The organism is Catenibacterium faecis (genome assembly GCF_014306455.1).
GTDB classification, from domain to species: Bacteria; Bacillota_I; Bacilli_A; order Erysipelotrichales; family Coprobacillaceae; genus Catenibacterium; species Catenibacterium mitsuoka_A.
On record NZ_JACRWG010000025.1, the window covers coordinates 16,128 to 34,910 of the forward strand.

The 18,783-nt window shown below is 33.2% G+C and carries 20 protein-coding genes and 1 rRNA gene; 5 read left to right on the forward strand and 16 right to left on the reverse strand.

From position 1 onward, the window contains the following. Positions 1-37: 37 nt before the first annotated feature. Positions 38-1,402 (reverse strand): aminopeptidase, encoded by a 1,365-nt coding sequence (locus H8909_RS06990; RefSeq protein ID WP_187012308.1) that lies wholly within the window; start codon positions 1,400-1,402, stop codon positions 38-40. A gap of 121 nt (positions 1,403-1,523) precedes the next feature. On the opposite strand from H8909_RS06990, the gene H8909_RS06995 reads away from it, so the two are divergent. The 3 genes from H8909_RS06995 (at position 1,524) to H8909_RS07005 (ending at position 4,704) form a co-directional block, all read left to right on the forward strand. Then, on the forward strand, positions 1,524-2,363 hold the full coding sequence (locus H8909_RS06995) for a MurR/RpiR family transcriptional regulator (RefSeq protein ID WP_187012309.1): 840 nt from the start codon (positions 1,524-1,526) through the stop codon (positions 2,361-2,363). A 130-nt stretch (positions 2,364-2,493) separates the two neighbouring features. After that, positions 2,494-4,173, forward strand: a complete 1,680-nt coding sequence (locus H8909_RS07000; RefSeq protein WP_187012310.1) for a 6-phospho-beta-glucosidase — start codon at positions 2,494-2,496, stop codon at positions 4,171-4,173. A gap of 21 nt (positions 4,174-4,194) precedes the next feature. Beyond that, complete coding sequence (locus H8909_RS07005; RefSeq protein ID WP_187012311.1) at positions 4,195-4,704, forward strand: pyridoxamine 5'-phosphate oxidase family protein; 510 nt, start codon at positions 4,195-4,197, stop codon at positions 4,702-4,704. 175 nt (positions 4,705-4,879) lie between these two features. Here the strand turns inward: H8909_RS07005 and H8909_RS07010 are convergent, their stop codons facing one another. The 7 genes from H8909_RS07010 to ychF form a co-directional block, all read right to left on the reverse strand. Beyond that, the gene (locus H8909_RS07010; RefSeq protein WP_187012312.1) at positions 4,880-6,523 is read right to left on the reverse strand and encodes an RNA/DNA-binding domain-containing protein; all 1,644 of its coding nucleotides are present in this window, start codon (positions 6,521-6,523) and stop codon (positions 4,880-4,882) included. 343 nt (positions 6,524-6,866) lie between these two features. Beyond that, positions 6,867-7,097 (reverse strand): 30S ribosomal protein S18, encoded by a 231-nt coding sequence (gene rpsR / locus H8909_RS07015; RefSeq protein WP_006505606.1) that lies wholly within the window; start codon positions 7,095-7,097, stop codon positions 6,867-6,869. Between the two features lie 15 nt (positions 7,098-7,112). Continuing rightward, positions 7,113-7,601, reverse strand: coding sequence for a single-stranded DNA-binding protein (gene ssb, locus H8909_RS07020; RefSeq protein ID WP_117459107.1), 489 nt, complete (start codon positions 7,599-7,601; stop codon positions 7,113-7,115). Between the two features lie 16 nt (positions 7,602-7,617). Beyond that, positions 7,618-7,908, reverse strand: coding sequence for a 30S ribosomal protein S6 (gene rpsF, locus H8909_RS07025; RefSeq protein ID WP_117459108.1), 291 nt, complete (start codon positions 7,906-7,908; stop codon positions 7,618-7,620). A 122-nt stretch (positions 7,909-8,030) separates the two neighbouring features. Next, positions 8,031-8,663, reverse strand: coding sequence for a 2-C-methyl-D-erythritol 4-phosphate cytidylyltransferase (gene ispD, locus H8909_RS07030; protein WP_117459109.1), 633 nt, complete (start codon positions 8,661-8,663; stop codon positions 8,031-8,033). A 42-nt stretch (positions 8,664-8,705) separates the two neighbouring features. After that, complete coding sequence (gene srtB, locus H8909_RS07035; RefSeq protein ID WP_187012313.1) at positions 8,706-9,425, reverse strand: class B sortase; 720 nt, start codon at positions 9,423-9,425, stop codon at positions 8,706-8,708. After that, the gene (gene ychF / locus H8909_RS07040) at positions 9,425-10,525 is read right to left on the reverse strand and encodes a redox-regulated ATPase YchF (protein WP_187012314.1); all 1,101 of its coding nucleotides are present in this window, start codon (positions 10,523-10,525) and stop codon (positions 9,425-9,427) included. Before ychF ends, srtB begins: the two co-directional genes overlap by 1 nt. A 91-nt stretch (positions 10,526-10,616) precedes the next feature. On the opposite strand from ychF, the gene H8909_RS07045 reads away from it, so the two are divergent. Together H8909_RS07045 and H8909_RS07050 are read left to right on the forward strand one after the other, a co-directional pair. Then, positions 10,617-11,090 carry a phosphatase PAP2 family protein gene (locus H8909_RS07045; RefSeq protein ID WP_187012315.1) on the forward strand — a complete coding sequence of 158 codons (474 nt, stop codon included), beginning with the start codon at positions 10,617-10,619 and terminating at the stop codon, positions 11,088-11,090. Between the two features lie 60 nt (positions 11,091-11,150). Further along, positions 11,151-11,846: a polysaccharide deacetylase family protein gene (locus H8909_RS07050; protein WP_238928243.1), complete on the forward strand. Its 696-nt coding sequence runs from the start codon at positions 11,151-11,153 to the stop codon at positions 11,844-11,846. Positions 11,847-12,041: 195 nt separating this feature from the next. On the opposite strand, the gene H8909_RS07055 is transcribed toward H8909_RS07050, so the two are convergent. The 8 genes from H8909_RS07055 to rrf all read right to left on the reverse strand — a co-directional run bounded on the left by H8909_RS07055 (position 12,042) and on the right by rrf (position 18,774). Continuing rightward, complete coding sequence (locus H8909_RS07055) at positions 12,042-12,236, reverse strand: DUF951 domain-containing protein (RefSeq protein ID WP_187012317.1); 195 nt, start codon at positions 12,234-12,236, stop codon at positions 12,042-12,044. Between the two features lie 2 nt (positions 12,237-12,238). Then, on the reverse strand, positions 12,239-13,660 hold the full coding sequence (locus tag H8909_RS07060) for an NAD(P)/FAD-dependent oxidoreductase (RefSeq protein WP_187012318.1): 1,422 nt from the start codon (positions 13,658-13,660) through the stop codon (positions 12,239-12,241). Between the two features lie 73 nt (positions 13,661-13,733). Next, the gene (locus H8909_RS07065) at positions 13,734-15,200 is read right to left on the reverse strand and encodes a glycoside hydrolase family 1 protein (protein WP_187012319.1); all 1,467 of its coding nucleotides are present in this window, start codon (positions 15,198-15,200) and stop codon (positions 13,734-13,736) included. Positions 15,201-15,295: 95 nt separating this feature from the next. After that, a complete protein-coding gene (locus H8909_RS07070; protein ID WP_022425722.1) occupies positions 15,296-16,183 on the reverse strand; it encodes a ParB/RepB/Spo0J family partition protein in 888 nt (295 codons plus the stop codon). After that, positions 16,173-16,943 carry a ParA family protein gene (locus H8909_RS07075; RefSeq protein WP_187012320.1) on the reverse strand — a complete coding sequence of 257 codons (771 nt, stop codon included), beginning with the start codon at positions 16,941-16,943 and terminating at the stop codon, positions 16,173-16,175. Before H8909_RS07075 ends, H8909_RS07070 begins: the two co-directional genes overlap by 11 nt. Positions 16,944-17,029: 86 nt before the next feature. Then, the gene (locus H8909_RS07080; protein WP_187012321.1) at positions 17,030-17,890 is read right to left on the reverse strand and encodes a phosphatidylserine decarboxylase; all 861 of its coding nucleotides are present in this window, start codon (positions 17,888-17,890) and stop codon (positions 17,030-17,032) included. A 1-nt stretch (position 17,891) separates the two neighbouring features. Beyond that, positions 17,892-18,524, reverse strand: coding sequence for a CDP-alcohol phosphatidyltransferase family protein (locus tag H8909_RS07085; protein ID WP_129981208.1), 633 nt, complete (start codon positions 18,522-18,524; stop codon positions 17,892-17,894). 141 nt (positions 18,525-18,665) lie between these two features. Continuing rightward, positions 18,666-18,774, reverse strand: a 5S ribosomal RNA gene (gene rrf, locus H8909_RS07090). Positions 18,775-18,783 lie beyond the last annotated feature (9 nt).

Below are 18,783 nucleotides of genomic sequence, written 5' to 3' on the forward strand. Positions count from 1 at the left end.
TAAAGTTTACTACCTGTTTTAACTACAGTTCTATGAATTATGCATTCTTTAAGAACGCTTTATATGCCTGATATGTTTCGTATACGTCTACTTTAGATACGACTTCCATTGGTGCATGCATGTTTAATACTGCAATACCTGCATCAATAACATCCATGTTGTAGTTTCCTAGGATATAAGCAATAGTGCCTCCTCCACCTAGGTCTACCTTACCAAGTTCAGCTGTCTGATAATGGATATTTGATTCATCCATCACAGCACGAATTCTCGCAACATATTCAGCAGATGCATCATTACTTCCACTCTTACCTCTTGCACCAGTATATTTATTAAATACAATACCATTACCTAAATAAGCAGCGTTCTTCTTATCATTCACACTTACAAATAATGGATCTACACCAGCAGATACATCACTTGAAAGCATCTTTGATCTAGATAAAGTAAGTCTTGTCTGCACAAAACTATCAATACCCATCTTCACTAACATTTCACCAACTGTATTTTCAAAGAATAAAGACTGTGCACCTGTAGCACCTACTGAACCGATTTCTTCTTTATCTACAAGAATAGTACAGCATGTATAGTCACATACATCCATATCAAGAATTGCAGTTAAAGATGTATAGGCACATACTCTATCATCATGACCATAACCAGCAATCATTGAACGATCTAAACCATAGTCTCTTGCTTTACCACTTGGTACAACTTCAATTTCAGCTGATACAAAATCTTCTTCTTCGATGTCATATTTATCTTTTAATAGCTTTAAGATATTTGCCTTCACTGCATCTTTTTCTTCACCTACTAAAGGCATATTACCTAAAGTAACATCAAGGTTTTCACCTTCAATCACTTTAGCTGCTTTCTTATCTAACTGTTCTGCAGCTAAGTGAATAAGTAAATCAGAGATACCTACTACTGGATCATTATCATCTTCACCAATCACAACATCTACGACAGTACCATCTTTCTTTGCGACAACGCCATATAATGATAGAGGGATAGTTACCCACTGGTATTTCTTTACACCACCATAATAGTGTGTATCAGCTAATACGAATCCTTCTGATTCATATAATGGATTCTGTTTTAAGTCCATTCTAGGAGAGTCAATATGAGCGCCTAAGATTCTCATACCTTCTGTAAGTGGCTTATTACCAATCACAAATAATGCGATATTCTTATCTCTGTTGTTGACATAAACCTTGTCTCCTGGCTTAAGTGTTTCAAAAGAGTCTAATGGCTTGAATCCTTTTTCTTTGGCTAAACGAGTAGAATCTTTAACACAAGCACGTTCTGTTTTGTTTTTTGAAATATAATCTTTATAACCTTCATTATATTCCATGACTTCATTGAGATTGTCCTTATACTTTTCCCATGTATTTTTTGCGTACATTTTCTAACCTCTTTTCTTTATATCTCTACAACAGTATACCATGCTGAATAAATAAAGATAGTATTATGAAACTGTTTGCATCATAATTCTATATTTTGGTAGAATGAGGTGAGGTGATAGTATGCATCCTACGATTCTAGAACAGTTTAAAAAAGATTTTAAACTCAATGAAAATGATTTATTTATCATACAGTATATTATTGAACATAGTGAAGAGATTACATCTTATTCATCACATCAGCTTGCGAAAGAGACTTACAGCAGCCCTACTGCAATCATTCGTTTAGTAAAGAAGATTGGCTTTAAAAGCTATAATGACTTTAAGTTAAATATCCATAGCCTGCTCAATAAATATACACTATCCAATATGCGCATTATGTCTAATGAAGATCTGTATACTATTAAGAATAAACTTGCGGAAATAGAAACAGGTATTATCAACCAGACAAAGGAACATTTAAATTCAAATGTGTTTAATGAAGTTATGACTATGATTTCTAGAAATAAATATATTGATATTATTGCAAATGATGCGAATGCAGCTATTAGTGAGTATGGAAGTCATATATTATCAAGCGTGAATAAGTTTGTGAATGTATATCATAATGGAAATAAACAGCTTTGGTTCAGTTTGAATGTCACAAGTGATCATACAGTGATTCTTATAAGTAAGTTCGGTAAGACAAGACACTTATTGAATATTGCGGATACTCTCAAACAAAGACATATTCCTTTTATCGTGATTACAACGGATGATACAAATGATTTAGCTCATAAAACACCTTATGTGTTATATGGAATCAATCACGGAGAACTTGATAACCTCAAAGATATGATTTTCTATATTTCTTTGAAATATATCTTTGATTTAATCTACACTGCCTTATTCTCATATGATTATAAACAAGCAAAAGAAGTAGATGATTTATATGCGAAAATCTATTCTTCAGAGAATGAATGATGTCACAATGTGACATCATTCTTTTATATTTTAAAGAGTTTTTGTCACACTATTCCGGTCATTCCTTGAACTATTGATTACTATTTTGAGATACATTATCTTAGAGTCATAGAAAAGAGGAGGACTAAAAATGGTTGGAACTACCGCCGCAATTCTTACTACTATCTCATTCGTGCCACAAGCTTATCAGGTTATTAAGACAAAGGATACTTCTGGTATTTCACTAGGTATGTATATTGCCTTCGTGTTAGGTGTATTCTTATGGATTATTCATGGTATCAAAATTCAGGATATGAACTTAATTGGTGCAAATGCGATTACTTTTGTATTTGCTTCTATTATCTTAACTTACAAAATTAAATATAATAAGGAGACCAATATGTTAAACAAAGACTTTTTATGGGGTGGCGCTTTAGCTGCTCATCAGTTTGAGGGTGGTGTACTAGATACTACTAAAGGTTTAAGTGTTGCAGATGTAATGACTGCAGGTGCTCATGGTGTGCCTAGAGAAATTACTGATGGTGTGATTGAAGGAAAGTATTATCCTAATCATATTGGAATTGATTTCTATCATCATTATAAAGAGGATATTGCGATGTTTGCAGATATGGGCTTTAAGTGTTTTAGAACATCTATTGCCTGGACAAGAATCTTCCCATTAGGTGATGAAGAACAGCCAGATGAAGAAGGTTTACAGTTCTATGATGATGTATTTGATGAATTATTAAAGTATGGTATTGAACCAGTTATTACTTTATCTCACTTTGAAATGCCTTATCATCTTGCCAAAGAATATGGCGGATTCATGAACAGAAAAACAGTCGATTTCTTTGTGAAGTTTGCTGAAGTATGCTTTAAAAGATACAAAAATAAAGTAAAGTACTGGATGACTTTCAATGAAATCAATAACCAGATGAACTTTGTGAATGATATTTATGGCTGGACAAATAGTGGTGCTCATTTTGGAAATTATGATAATCCAGAAGAAGCCATGTATCAGTGTGCACATCATACTTTAGTAGCAAGCGCAAAAGCTGTTAAGATCGGTAAAGAGATTAATCCTGATTTCTTAATTGGGAATATGATTTCTATGGTTCCTTTCTATCCTTATAGTTGTTCTCCTAAGGATCAGTTATTAGCACAGCAGTTAATGCATGATCGTTTCTTCTTTAGTGATGTGCAGTGTCGTGGACACTATCCTGCTTATGCATTAAAGATGTTTGAAAGAAAAGGGTTTAATATTAATATTACTGATGAAGATAAAAAAGCTTTATCAGAAGGTACTGTGGATTATATTGGATTTAGTTATTATATGTCTAATACAGTTGATTCTAATTCTATCAGAGATGTTTCTACTACTACAGATGGTTCTAGTGAACATTCTGTTAAGAATCCATATATCAAAGAAACTGACTGGGGATGGGCTATTGATCCTGAAGGTTTAAGATATGTATTGAATCAATTCTATGAAAGATATGAACTACCAATGTTTATTGTAGAGAATGGTTTTGGTGCTATTGATAAGAAGGAAGAAGATGGCAGTTGTCATGATTCCTATCGTATTGACTATTTAAGAGCACATATTGAACAGATGAAAAAAGCTGTAGAAGAAGATGGAGTCAATTTAATGGGTTATACACCTTGGGGTTGTATTGACTGTATTTCTTTTACTACAGGTGAAATGAAAAAGCGTTATGGCTTTATTTATGTAGATAGAGATAATGAAGGAAATGGTACATTAGAAAGAAGCAAGAAAGATTCTTACGAATGGTACAAAAAAGTGATTGCATCTAATGGTGAAGTATTATAATTGAATAAGGAGGTGTTTGTGATGAGACGAAAAGATAGAGAAATAACTGACTTTGATGAAATGATGAAAATCATTGCGAAATGTGATACATGCAGAGTTGCCATGTTTGATGAAACATTCCCTTATATCGTTCCTCTTAACTTTGGGACTGATGTAGAGGATAATCAATTATATTTATACTTTCATGGTGCAAAGATTGGTAAGAAGATTGATCTTATGAAACAGAATAAGAATGTTTCTTTTGAGATGGACTGTGAACATAATATTATCTTATATGATGAGAGAATGTCCTGTACTATGGGATATGAGAGTGTCATTGGTTATGGTGAAGTAGAATTCTTAAGTGAAGAAGAGAAGATGCATGGGTTAAAGGTATTAATGCGCCATTATCATGAAGAAGACTTCAAATTCAATACAAAGATGATTGGTGCTATTGAAGTATTTAGAATTAAAGTATTGAGTATGACTGGAAAGAAGAGAGATAATATTCATCCAGAAGAAAAAGTTAAGAGACATATTTCACTAGACTAATATCTTATACAAAAAGGTTATTCACTATTAAACGGTGAATAACCTTTTTAAGATTGTTGAAATTTGGATTAACTGAATATTTTTTGATCTTTTCCTGATGGTACTTTAAATAGGAATATAAGAGTAAAATACTCTTAAAGTTAAAAGCGTTCCAAGAACGCTTTTGGAACGCAATTTATTTTTTTACATATTTCGTGTGTATACTCTTTCCAATCATTTCAAGAATATTCTCATCACGCATTTTTTTTGTATATGTGCTAGCCTGTTTTTTTGAACAACGACATAACATACGTATCTTTTCATTATTGATACTTTCATGTGTTTCTAAATAATCTAGGATTAAACTTTTTGCTTTCAAATATGTAATAGCTTTATCCTGTACATATTTAATATCAGATTTTACCCTATCGTATGTTTGCGCCGTTAGCATATAAACTTTTCCTGATACTTCAATCAAAGCTTCATTTTCCAAAGTTCTTAAACTATGCCTTACATCATTTATAGATAATTGAGTTAGTTTAGCTGCCTGAGATAAAGAAATTTCTTTATTTTCATATAAATAACGCATTATCATTAATTCTGACAAACTGAATTGTTGCAAACGCTTATCTTGTGTTTCAGCAATAAACTTTACAAATTCCATATCCTCAGTCGCACTATATAATGTTAAACGTATTGCATCATTATATACCGTATATTCAGGATATGGTTTTCCCATTGACAACATTTCTTTAAATATAATATCGATACCTTGTCCCGATCTTTGTACATACCTTAATCTTTGCAAAGTTTCTGCAATCAATTTATTTCTTGGTAAAGAAGGGTGAGTAATAATATTATTCTCATTTATATCAGCCAAAAAACCACCAGGGCTTTCAATTACTAATTTATCTGAATAATGTTTAACGTAAATTGATCCAGGGCTATCATATCGACGATGTGTATATGCATTTAGTAATGCTTCTTGAAAGACTTTTTCAGAAAAATTATAAATTTCTAATCTAAACAATCCAACTTGAATATTAATGAGATGATTGAAATTTTGAATTTTCTCTGTTAGACGATCTAACACAGAAATAATAGGCAGTTTTAAATCTAATCTACTGTCATATTCTTCTGTATTATTATCACTATAATGTAAATAAATACATTCAGCTTGAGGCATTAATTTTTGAATAGATAACTCTTTTCCAACAAAAAGCAATCCTGCAACAGTAAGCTTAATTCCTTCATCAGTTTCCTTGATCAAAGAAAGATTTTTCAAAAAAGACATGTCATCTAATTCTACTAGAGTTGATTCTCTGTCTCTAGTTTTTAATTTTTCTTTTAATTTATATACTTCTAACAAATTTATATCATCTTCCGTAGTCGAATCAATTATCTGAGATGAATAATCAGTATCTTCATCAAATACATCTTTCATTTTTTCAGGAGTGTATGGTTTAGAATTTTTACCTAATCGTTTATAATATTCACCTGAAGAAGTTCCACATAGTCTTTTGCTTTTATCTATATATATAATAATAACATCTTTATCTTCAATTTTCTGACTCTCTACTCGTGTAAATAATTTTGGAACTGTTCTATCATAGATACTTTCTATTATATTCTGTAAATCATATTTTTCACATCCAGTAATAGTTCCATCATCCTCTACTCCTAATAATAAATATCCCCCGTCTGAATTAGCGAGTGCCACTACTTCTTTTACACATAACTTAATAAGACTTTTAAAATTAGGAGTTTCAATCCAAGATTTAAACTCAACTTTTAAATTTTCTCCACCATTAATTAAATCTTGCAATTCTTCCATTCTCATTATAATCACTCCCTCGATTATTCTATTATATCAAACGATTAAGTCAGTTAAAGCATTATCATATATATTACTTAAGTTACAATTTGAGATGATATTTACAAAGCGTTCCAAGAGCGTTCCAAGAGCGTTCCACGGAACGCTTTTAACATATACTCATTGTGTACTACTGCGACTTACTTAAGTCGAGGTAGTTCACTTAATTACCGTTAGTAGTATCTCTTATCAAGAGCCTATTCAATTAATTTAATATTAAATTACATTTCATAATAGTACCAAATTAGTACCAGAAACTCCTCAGCAAATAAAAAAAACCTTGATTTACATCAAGGTTCATAGGTTAGAATTATTCACCAACGTATGGTAATAAAGCCATCTGTCTTGCTCTCTTGATTGCTCTAGCAAGTTTTCTCTGATACTTAGCGCTTGTACCAGTTACACGTCTTGGGATGATTTTACCGTTAGCTGAGATAAATCTCTTTAAAAGTTCAACATCTTTATAATCGATGTAATCAATCTTGTTTTTAGTGAAGTAGCAAACTTTTCTTCTACCCATTCTCTGTCTTCTGAAAGCCATTGTTGTTTCCTCCTGTTAGAATTGAATATCGTCATCCATGATATCATATGAATTCACTGAATCATCAAAATCTTTATCTAGATCCACTGTCTTCATATCATAGAAGTCATTGTTGTTTTGTCTAGGCTGCTGAGTCATTGTAGGTTGCTGCATCATAGGTGCACTCTGCTGAGCTCTTTCTCTCTGTGCTCTTGTTTCCAAGAACTGAACTGAATCAGCCACAACCTCTGTTACATAAACTCTCTGGCCTTGATTGTTGTCGTAACTACGAGTCTGTATACGACCGTCGACTGACACAAGTGAACCCTTGCTGCAGTACTGTGCAACATTTTCAGCAGGTTTTCTCCATACAACACAGTTGATGAAATCAGCTTCCTGACCATCTCTTGTTGAGAAGTTACGATCAACTGCTAAAGTAAAACTTGTTACAGCTGTACCATTACCTGTTCTTCTTAATTCAGGATCTCTTGTAAGTCTTCCGACTAATGCGACACGGTTAAGCATTCGCCCTCACCTCTTCTTAGTCTCTTCTTAAAGTTAAGTGACGTAATACGCTTGGGTTGATACGTGATAAACGTTCGAATTCAGCGATTGCTTCTGGAGTTGTATGAGTATCGATTACTACATATAATCCCTTAGTATAATCTTTGATTTCGTAAGCTAATTCACGTAAGCCTAACTTTTCAGTGTCAACGTTATCAACAACACCTTCACCTTCAGTTAAGATTGCTTTAAAACCATCTAATACTGCATTCTTAGCATCATCTTCTAAATCAGGTTTTAAAATCATCATAATTTCATACTTGTTCATTTTTTTACCTCCTCTGGTCTTGACGGTCTAGAATACTTCTAGACAGGCAGTAATATTTTACATGCTCGTTCATAATATCACAAAAAAATCAAAAAAGCAATGATAAATCGAAGTTTTTTTTACTATTTTAGATCTTCTTTCGTAGTGATTTTAATATTGTCATAATCACCTTCTACAACATAGACATCTTTACCCTGTAATTCCAACATAGATGCATCATCTGTTGCCTGGATATTATTTTCAATGGCTTCTTTATAAGCATTTCTAATAAGTACTGTATCAAAAGCCTGTGGTGTCTGTGCCTGCATCAGTTCAGATCTAATAAGTGTTTCTACTACCTTACCATCCTTCACACGCTTGATTGTATCTTTACATGGCACCATTGCAAGAACTGCCTTATGTTCTTCCATACCTACTACCAAACGGTCTAGAAGGTCTTTTTTCACAAAAGGTCTTGCGCCATCATGAATCATTACATAATCACTTGTGACATGTTTTAATCCTTCATAAACAGAATCCTGTCTTTCTTTTCCACCTTCTACAAACTTCATACATTTCTTATTTAATAGTTTCTTAAAATGTGACTGTTCTTCTTTTTTACATACAATAATGATTTCTTCACATCTCTTATCATGTAAAAAGACATTCACTGTCTTTTCATATACAGTCTCTCCCTGTAATTGATAGAACATCTTGTTGTAACCAAGACCTGTTCTCTTACCACTTCCTGCACATAATATAATTGCGCTATACATCATGAATCACCTCTATTACATTATATATAAAAAAAACGTAAATTACTTTACGTTTTTCTCTAGTCTTGCAAATAAAACACTACGTGTTGGCGTATCATGCGCATAACAAGTAGATAAAAGCAATAATGGTGCTGTATTTTGTGAATCTACATCTCTTGATTGTTTAGCGGATGATTTCGCATTAGCCACATAACTTGCATAATCAATATCCTTCAAGTAATAATCACTTGTTGCATCAATGATCTTAGTACTATAGATAGAATATACGTTAATGCTGCCATCTGGTAAATAAATATATACTTCTGGATGATTATTAAAATAATCCTGATCTGTAAACTTCTTAATATTCGCAAACATTGAACCATTCTTCATATTATGACCATAAATAATTGTATTACTATCAGTCAAAGAAGAATTATTATCTTCATCTAAGAAAATACTGCCTGCAAATGAATGCTTCTTCTCATAGTTTGTATGAATATATGTATCATTTGTTTTTCCTTTTAATAAAGCATAATCAATGTTTGTATTAGGAATATAGATCCATCCTACGATATCTTCATTAATACTCTTTAGTTGGTTAAAATCAACTTTTCTATCCAGTGGTGAATCCTGCTTCACTTCAGTGACGACTTCTTCTTGTAGCTTCTTGTTGTCAGAGTTGACCTTATGATATTTATATCCAATGTTCGCAAGATTACCTGCACTATATAGAAAGACAGCTAAACATACTACAAGAAGAATACGTCTAATGATTTTCATTATACGTTAAACTTGAAGAACATGATATCACCATCAAGTCCTTTATAAGTTTTTCCTTCCTGTCTGATCTTACCAGCTTCTTTTAAAGCCACTTCACTCTTATACTGCATCATATCATCATAAGTATAAGTTTCAGCTTTAATGAAACCTTTCTGGAAGTCTGTATGAATAATACCGGCCATTTCTGGTGCTGTCATACCATTAGTAAATGTCCAAGCACGGCATTCATCAGGACCTACAGTAAAGAAAGTCTTTAAGTCTAATAAAGCATATGTTTCTTTAATAAGCTTATCTAAACCACTTTCCTTGATTCCTAAATCATCCATGAAGATAGCTTTATCTTCTGCATCTAATGCAGCTAATTCACTTTCAATCTTAGCGCAAATAGGAACGACATCGCATCCTTCTTTTGCAGCATATTCTTTTAAAGTAATATAGTATGGGTTTGAATTTGGATCTTCTATATCTTCTTCACCCATATTCGCTACATAGATCATAGGCTTAGTTGTTAATAAGTTAAACTGTTTTACATAAACCATTTCTTCCTTATTAAAAGTAAGCGTACGAGCCATTTTACCAGCTTCTAATACTTCTTTTAATGGTTCTAATACGTCCATTTCAGCTTTGGCTTCTTTATCACCAGTCTGAGCTTTCTTTTCAATCTTACCAATTCTCTTGTCTACTGTTTCTAAGTCAGCCATTACAAGTTCAAGATTGATTGTTTCAACATCACGTACTGGATCTACTGAACCATCAACGTGAGTAATATCCTTATCTCTAAAACATCTTACTACTTCACAGATTGCATCTGTTTCTCTGATGTTAGCTAAGAATTTATTTCCTAAACCTTCACCTCTAGATGCACCTTTTACAAGGCCGGCAATATCTGTAAATTCAAATGTAGTATAGATAGTCTTCTTTGGATTAAAGATTGCAGCAAGATCATCTAATCTATGATCTGGTACTTCAACAACACCTACGTTAGGGTCAATTGTTGCGAATGGGTAGTTGGCTGCTTCTACCTGTGCGTTTGTGATCGCATTAAATAATGTAGATTTACCAACGTTTGGTAAACCAACGATTCCTGCAGTTAATGACATAATTTATATTCACTCCTTTTAATCTACATTATTTTATTATACTTAACGTTAAATTGCAATGAATGAATGGTATAATGGAGAAGGTGATAAAATGAATAACATATATGAAAGACTCAATCAATTTTTATGGTCTCATCCTACTTATAAAAAAGTGGTAGGATTTCTTACAATCGCATTAAAATATATCATGATGGCTTCTTATGTGATGTTATTAATTGGCTTCTATATGATCCATGATGATTATCTTATTTATGCGATTATTAAGCCTTGTGCCGCATTTCTTATTGTGACAGTAATCAGAAAACTGATTAATCAATCACGTCCCTATGACTACTTAGAAGTTACTCCACTCTTTGAACATCGTGAAGGATGTTCTTTCCCTTCTAGACATGCTGCAAGTGCATTTATTATCGCATTTACTGCGATTCATTTTGATTTATATATTGGTATAGTGATGCTTATATTCGCATTTTTAACTGCCATTACAAGGGTTTTAAGTGTTCTTCATCATATCAGTGATGTGACTGCTGGTATGGTGCTCAGTCTTATTATTGAACTTTTTTAGATTACATAACTATTACACAGAGAAGTGTGTATAATGGTATCCGGTAAAGGAGATGTGCTCATGAAAAAGATAAATATTGCGATAGCTTTCATGCTTTTAATCAGTCTTGTTTATAGTCCTGTACATGCTGATGAAGTAAAAGAGGTTTATCTGACTTTTGATGATGGACCTTCTCATAACACACCTCAAGTATTAGATATTCTCGATAAATATAATGTGAAAGCGACATTCTTTGTGACTGGTGAAAATGCGCGTTATCAAAGCTATATTCGTACAGCTTATTTAAAAGGACATGCCATTGGTGCACATAGTTATACACATAAGTATAGTATTTATCAAAGTGAAGAAACTTATTTTGAGGATTTAGGTAATATTGAGAAAATCATCAAAGAACAAACAGGACGTACCAGCAAATTGATCCGTTTCCCTGGAGGAAGTTCAAATACGATATCAAGACATTATTCACAGGGAATTATGGCTAAGGTTGCACAGGTTGTAGAAAAGAAAGGCTATAAGTACTATGACTGGAATGTATCTTCTAATGATGCGACAGGACGTTCAGTAAATCCTGCACGTATTATTGAAAGTTCTAAGTCAAGACTACCACGTGTCTGTGTTTTAATGCATGATACAGCCACTAAAACAACTACAGTACAGGCATTACCTGCAATTATTGAATACTATCAGGCAAATGGCTATACTTTTAAAACATTAGAACATACTGACTTTGTCAGTCATCAACGTATCAACAATTAACGAGAGGCATACCTCTCGTTTTTGTGTAAATAAAAAAAGGATAACTGGAGGGGCGGTCGAACCATTTCTAAGAATGGGCATCCCTCATCCGGCATATATCTAATTAGATATACGGCGTGTTAGACGAGACCGATTTTTCTACATCAGTTATCCTTTTCTAAGTCAATTAAATCATTTATTTTTGATGGAGTCAAGTTATTCACTATCTTTGTGTTCGATAACTTTTTTTAATCTCTTTTCAAAATCTCTTCGTGAAAACATGATAATTGCGCCGCAACCCATGCATTTCACTTTAATGTCCGCACCCATTCTTACGATTTCCCATTGTGTGGATTTCTTACATGGATGAGGCTTTTTCATTTCAATAATATCATGTAATCCGTATTCCATCATTATTCTCCTAATCTTTTAATAATATCTCTTGCAACTAAGATTCCATTAGCACCTGCCTGAGCAAGTCCTCGTGTTAAACCTGCACCATCACCAGCAACATATAAACCATCTACAAGAGTTTCAAATCCTTCTCTTACCTTTGGTCTTGCACTATAGAATTTAGCTTCTACACCATAAAGTAATGTATGTTCATTCGCAATACCTGGTGTTACGTGATCTAATGCTTCAATCATTTCTACGATTGATTTCATTGTATTATATGGTAATACAAGACCTAAATCACCTGGAACAGCTTCTGGTAATGTAGGCACTGTATAACCTTCTTTTAAACGCTTTTCAGTTGTTCTTCTACCCTTTTGGATATCACCATATCTCTGTACGATGATAGAACCATTTGAAAGTTTATTTGCTAGTTGAGCCACCTGATGGGCAAATTCATTAGGCTGGTTAAATGGTTCAGAGAATACATGAGATACTAATAATGCAAAGTTAGTATTGTCAGAACCTAATTTAGGATCATGATAAGCATGTCCATTGGCCATCATTGTCCCTTCATGGTTTTCTATTACAACATGTCCACTAGGGTTTGAACAGAATGTTCTTACTCTTGTACCTACAGATGTGTTATAGATGAACTTACCTTCATATAAGTTCTTGTTGATTTCATCCATAACGATATTAGATGTTTCTACACGTACACCAATATCTACCTGGTTGTTATAAAGATCTAAACCATGTTTCTTAAAGATAGAGTCTAACCATGTCGCACCATCTCTACCTGGTGCAAGTAATACTTTAGAGGCTGTAATGATATCACCCTTTGCAAGCTTGATACCCTTGATTGTATTATCTTCTACAATAATATCTTCTACCTCTGTATTAAACTGGATATCAATATGTTCCTTTAATGTTTCCTGCATTTCAGTCATGATACGTAAGTTTTCTTCTGTACCTAAATGTCTAACCTTAGCACGTAATAACTTTAAACCTACTGCATAGCCTCTGTGTTCGATTTCTTTTACTTTGTCTGTAGTTGGGTCAGTAATATCTTTAGTTGCCCCATGCTTTAAATATAAGCTATCTACATAACGAATGACATCTTCTACTTCATTTGCTGGAAGATAATCAGTAAGCCATCCACCAAATTCACTTGTAATATTAAACTTACCATCAGAATAAGCACCCGCACCACCAAATCCACATGTAATAGAACATGCTGGTAAACAACCTGGTTCATTATCCTTAATTACTGGACACTGTTTGATCTTCTTATCTTTGATAGGACAATGTCTTGCAGTCACTGCTCTTCCTTTATCAATTAATAATACTGATAAGTTAGGATTCTTTAATACGAATTCATAACTTGCCATAATTCCTGCTGGACCAGCACCTACTACAATTACATCATAATTTTCTCTCATATATACCTCACTTCTTTACCATTCAATAATACCATTCTTTCGACATAAAGAAAAGGTAGTAAAACTACTACCTTTAATCTTCAAATAAGCATGCACCATTTGTTTCAATGACATGTTTGTAATAATCAAATGATTTCTTCTTATAACGTTTATAAGTACCATTACCTAGATCATCACAATCTACATAGATGAAACCATAACGTTTAGACATCTGTTTTGTAGATTCAGAAACAATATCAATACATCCCCAAGATGTATAACCCATGAGGTCTACACCATCTTCTACAATCGCATTATACATTTCTTTAAAGTGTGCATCGAAGTAATCAATTCTATACTGATCATCTACAGTGCCATTCACTAATTCATCCTTAGCACCTAAACCATTTTCTACTACAAATAATGGCTTTCTATAACGGTCATATAAGTCTACTAAAGAGATTCTTAAACCAATAGGGTCAATCTGCCATCCCCAGTCAGATGATGGAATATATGGGTTCTTAATAGCCACATTAGTATTAGCTGCAGTCTTCTTTAAACCGTTGTCATCTTTTGCAACACAGCTAGATGAATAATAAGAGAATGAAACGAAATCAACTGGATATTCTTTCATAATTTTTAAGTCATCTGGTTCCATCTTGATATTGATGCCTTCATTCTTGAATTTAGATAATAAGTATGCTGGATATTCACCAAATACCTGTGTATCACTATAACAATATGTACTTCTCATATCCTGTTGTGCCTGTAAAACATCTTCAGGTTTACATGTATATGGGTAGTAAGTAAGCTTTGTTAACATACAACCTACTTTAGCATCAGGTCTTGCTTCATGTACGATCTTAGTTGCAAGTGCACTGGCTACAAACTGATGATGCATTGCCTGGAAGATCACTTCATTAAAGTTCTTACCTGGGAAACGATCTTTGATAAGTGCACCTGTTGTATATGGGTGTCTGATCATAGAGTCTACTTCATTAAAAGTAAGCCAGTATTTTACTTTATCCTTATATCTATCTACAATCACTTCACAATAACGTACAAACATATCAATGACTTCTCTTGAATACCATCCATCATAATTTAATACAAGATTAATAGGTGGTTCGTAGTGAGAAATAGTGACTAATGGTTCAATACCATATTTTAAACATTCATCAAATACATCATCATAAAACTTTAAACCTTCTTCATTAGGTACTGCATCATCACCATTAGGGAAGATTCTTGCCCAGGCAATAGATAAACGGAATACTTTAAAGCCCATTTCTGCAAATAGCTTAATGTCTTCTTTATAGTGGTGATATCCATCTGCACCATGTCTTTTTGGATAGTATACTTCATCCTGTGTTTTTAATGCTTCTTCGATGTCAGCTGTAGTGACTTCGTTTTGTTTCTTATAATCCTGTACATCTACATCCAAATGACTTCTAGCACAGTCTGAGACAGTAATACCTTTACCGCCTTCATTCCATCCACCTTCATACTGATTGGCAGCAACAGCACCGCCCCATAAAAAACCTTCTGGAAATTGTTTCATATCATTTGTCCTCTTCTTTCATATTTATTATACATAGAATATAAATTAAACATTGATATTTCCTAGAAATGAAAAAAAGAACAGTTTCCTGTTCTTTAAATATCTTCTATTACACCCATGATTTCTAGAATACGATTTAGGTCTTCTGTATCAGAATATTTAAGGGTAATTGTTTTTTCTTCAACCTTTACTTTCGTGCGGAACTTCTTTCTTAGTAAATCTTCCGCATATGTATAAGTTGTATTCTTTTCTTTTTTAGGCGCATTTTTACGTTTCTGAGCAAGTTTATAGCCTCTGACTATATCTTCTACTTGACGTACAGAAAGTTTCTCTTTAATGGCACGATTGGCGATTTTAAGAGCTGTTTCATCATCTAAACCAACTAATGGTCTAACATGTCCCATAGAAAGAATACCTTCTAGAATATACTGCTGGAGCTTTTCATTAATATTAAGAAGTCTTAAAGTATTAGTCACATGAGTTCTTGATTTCCCAATACGTCCAGCTAGTTCTTCCTGAGTTAGATTCATCTTATCCATCATGGCTTTATAAGCCTGTGCTTCTTCTATCGCATTTAAGTCTTCTCTCTGAATGTTTTCAAGAAGCGCAATTTCCATCATCTGATCATCAGTGAAGTCTACAATGATTGCAGGTACTTCTTTCAACCCTGCAATATTAGCTCCTCTAAATCTTCTTTCACCAGCTACAATATCATAACCATGAATAGACTTCTTTAATAGAATTGGCTGTAGGATACCATGTTCCTTAATAGACTGAGCCAATTCATTCAACTTATCCTGATCAAAATGTTTTCTAGGCTGATAAGGATTAGGTCTGATTAAATCAATAGAAACTTTTTCTTGAGTGAATTCATTAGAATTACTTTCAATCGCAGAAATCATTGATTGAAGATCTCCGCCTGTAGATGTTGTATCAAAGATTGCATCTAATCCTTTACTTAAACGTTTTTTCTTATCTGCCATTTCTGCTCACCACCTCTTTCGCAAGTCGTGCGTAAGACTTCGCACCTTCACTACGTGAATCATAATCAAATATTGAAAGACCTGCAGAAGGTGCTTCTGATAACTTTACATTTCTAGGAATGACTGTTTTATAAACCTTATCCTTAAAGTATTTACGTACTTCCTGTGTCACTTCTACACCTAAATTAGTACGTGAATCAAGCATAGTCAATAATACACCTTCAATTGTGAGATTACGGTTAAATACTGACTGTGTTAATAAAATAGTATTTAATAACTGTGTTAAACCTTCTAGTGCATAATATTCACACTGTACTGGTATTAAGACACTATCTGCAGCTGTAAGAGCGTTTGTGTTTAACAAACCTAAAGCTGGTGGACAATCAATAATAATATAATCATATTGATTTCTGACACTATCCATTGCCTTTCTTAAACGTTTTTCTCTTCCCTTTGGTATAGCTGATAATTGTACTTCTACACCCGCTAAGTCAATACTGGCAGGTGCCACATCTAGATGTGGGATTTCACTATGTTTGATGATTGATTCAATGGGTACTTCATCAATAAGTACATCATAAGTTGTTTTTTCTAAACTAGAACGATCGATTCCAATACCCTGCGTCGCATTAGACTGAGCGTCCATATCTACAAGTAATACTTTCTTCTTCATAAGTGCAAGTGCTGCACATAAATTAATACTAGTGGTTGTTTTTCCTACGCCACCTTTTTGGTTTGTAATTGCGATTACTTTGCCCATCACATAACCTCCTTATTCGCATTCTTAATTATATCATAAAACTCTTTAAACAAAACAAAAAGAATGAGAAGGTATTCACCTTCTCACTATTTTAGTGTACCGATACGTTCTCCCATGAGAACACGTACTTCATCTTCATTTTTAGAAATGTTGAGAATATCCTCATCAATATCTACAATATCTTTTTTTATGAATAAGATAACTGTACTGCCACCAAATTCAAAATAACCTTTTTCTTCACCACGTTTAAAGGTTTTCTTATTTAAGTTAGTAATTTTACCAACCATCATAGCCCCTACTTCCATCTGAACTACGTCACCAAAGTGTTTTGTATGAAGAACTGTATAAGAACGGCTATTTGTCTTATAGATAGGATAATAATCACTTGCGATAGGATTGACTGTATGGAAAACACCTTTAATAAAGTGATCTTTGTCAGCTGTTCCATCATCAATGAAATGATAGTGATGATAATCATCTACTGTAAGTCTAAATACAAGACATAGACCCCCTCTATATTCATCTGCAAGTGCAGGACTCATTAATAAGTCTTCAATTGTATAAACTGAATTCTTAATTTTAAGCTGTAATGTATCCTCAATAGGATAAACAGTGAGTTTACTATCACAAGGCGCAATCAGTGCATTATCATCCATATCGATATGTCTTACACCATCTTTAATAGTACGTGTAAAGAAATCGTTATAAGAATGATAATCCTGTGATTCATATAAATTCAAATCAATATTGTTTTTTTCTACAAAGGAATTGATTTGTCCTTTAGATAAAGGAGAATTCATAAAAGCACCACCTAGTTCAGTAATAACTGGCTGAGTTAATACTTTTAATAAACATCTTCCTGCAAGTGATCCATACAATTTCTCTAAGAAGTGATCCTGTGACTGATCATATTCTAATTTTTCACCATTACGTTTGAATATTGCCATACTAGATTAAAACAACACCTTTAATAATTAAAATGATTAATAAAATAATACCAAAGCCGATAAGACCTAGGACACCCTTAAAGTCAGGCTTGATTACTTTGATATTAGCTACGAATAGAATACCTACAACTAGTAGTCCAATTAAATAAACAAACTGAACTTGAGGTACTTTAAGCCATACTGTTAAACAGTAAATCATTGGAAAAATTAGAGAAGAAGATGTAACAGGTAATCCCTGGTAATATTTTCTTTTTTCAGTAGTCTGCTGCTGTCTCATATCTTCCATAACATTAAAATATCCTAGTCGAATAACAGCACCAAGAATATATATAATAAAGATGATCAAACAAGGGAAACTATTAAATCCCATTGAGTAGGCAATGATTGCAGGATAAACGCCAAAACTGATTAAGTCTACAAGAGAATCAATCTGAATACCAAACTTCTTTTCTTCTTCTGTTCTGTCCTTTTTTGAACGTGCAACGATACCATCGAAAGAATCAAAAAAGCCACAAAGCATAAGACAGAATAATGCCAAAACATAATTGTGTTCAAATGCGAAATGAGTTCCTACAATCGCACTAATTAAACTACAATATGTTAGAATGACTGTATAGTTGTAATAACCAATCATACAATTCACCTTTCCTTCTTTTTTATAATCGGGTTCATTATAGCATGAATGCATATTGAATGATAGATATTTAACTTCTTTCTGTAAATAAAAAATAGCCTGTTTAAGGCTATTTTCTCGTTTTTTAATAATAAAAAAAGGACCTGGCAGCTTGCTATTGTCGCGTCTTCACACTATCGTCGCCGTTATGATGCTTAACTTCCGTGTTCGGGATGGGAACGGGTGTGTCCATCATGCTATCGCCGCCAGATCCTCGAGG

Bases quoted from the DNA above. Each gene is read 5' to 3' on its own strand.
- H8909_RS07070 (WP_022425722.1), bottom strand. From the start codon at position 16,183: ATGGCAGATAAGAAAAAACGTTTAAGTAAAGGATTAGATGCAATCTTT.
- H8909_RS07065 (WP_187012319.1), bottom strand. From the start codon at position 15,200: ATGAAACAATTTCCAGAAGGTTTTTTATGGGGCGGTGCTGTTGCTGCC.
- H8909_RS07010 (WP_187012312.1), bottom strand. From the start codon at position 6,523: ATGAGAATGGAAGAATTGCAAGATTTAATTAATGGTGGAGAAAATTTA.
- ychF (WP_187012314.1), bottom strand. From the start codon at position 10,525: ATGTCATTAACTGCAGGAATCGTTGGTTTACCAAACGTTGGTAAATCT.
- H8909_RS07045 (WP_187012315.1), top strand. From the start codon at position 10,617: ATGAATAACATATATGAAAGACTCAATCAATTTTTATGGTCTCATCCT.
- H8909_RS07075 (WP_187012320.1), bottom strand. From the start codon at position 16,943: ATGGGCAAAGTAATCGCAATTACAAACCAAAAAGGTGGCGTAGGAAAA.
- srtB (WP_187012313.1), bottom strand. From the start codon at position 9,425: ATGAAAATCATTAGACGTATTCTTCTTGTAGTATGTTTAGCTGTCTTT.
- H8909_RS07060 (WP_187012318.1), bottom strand. From the start codon at position 13,660: ATGAGAGAAAATTATGATGTAATTGTAGTAGGTGCTGGTCCAGCAGGA.
- ispD (WP_117459109.1), bottom strand. From the start codon at position 8,663: ATGTATAGCGCAATTATATTATGTGCAGGAAGTGGTAAGAGAACAGGT.
- ssb (WP_117459107.1), bottom strand. From the start codon at position 7,601: ATGCTTAACCGTGTCGCATTAGTCGGAAGACTTACAAGAGATCCTGAA.
- H8909_RS07050 (WP_238928243.1), top strand. From the start codon at position 11,151: ATGAAAAAGATAAATATTGCGATAGCTTTCATGCTTTTAATCAGTCTT.
- H8909_RS07000 (WP_187012310.1), top strand. From the start codon at position 2,494: ATGGTTGGAACTACCGCCGCAATTCTTACTACTATCTCATTCGTGCCA.
- rpsF (WP_117459108.1), bottom strand. From the start codon at position 7,908: ATGAACAAGTATGAAATTATGATGATTTTAAAACCTGATTTAGAAGAT.
- rpsR (WP_006505606.1), bottom strand. From the start codon at position 7,097: ATGGCTTTCAGAAGACAGAGAATGGGTAGAAGAAAAGTTTGCTACTTC.
- H8909_RS07005 (WP_187012311.1), top strand. From the start codon at position 4,195: ATGAGACGAAAAGATAGAGAAATAACTGACTTTGATGAAATGATGAAA.
- H8909_RS06995 (WP_187012309.1), top strand. From the start codon at position 1,524: ATGCATCCTACGATTCTAGAACAGTTTAAAAAAGATTTTAAACTCAAT.
- H8909_RS07055 (WP_187012317.1), bottom strand. From the start codon at position 12,236: ATGGAATACGGATTACATGATATTATTGAAATGAAAAAGCCTCATCCA.
- H8909_RS07080 (WP_187012321.1), bottom strand. From the start codon at position 17,890: ATGGCAATATTCAAACGTAATGGTGAAAAATTAGAATATGATCAGTCA.
- H8909_RS06990 (WP_187012308.1), bottom strand. From the start codon at position 1,402: ATGTACGCAAAAAATACATGGGAAAAGTATAAGGACAATCTCAATGAA.
- H8909_RS07085 (WP_129981208.1), bottom strand. From the start codon at position 18,524: ATGATTGGTTATTACAACTATACAGTCATTCTAACATATTGTAGTTTA.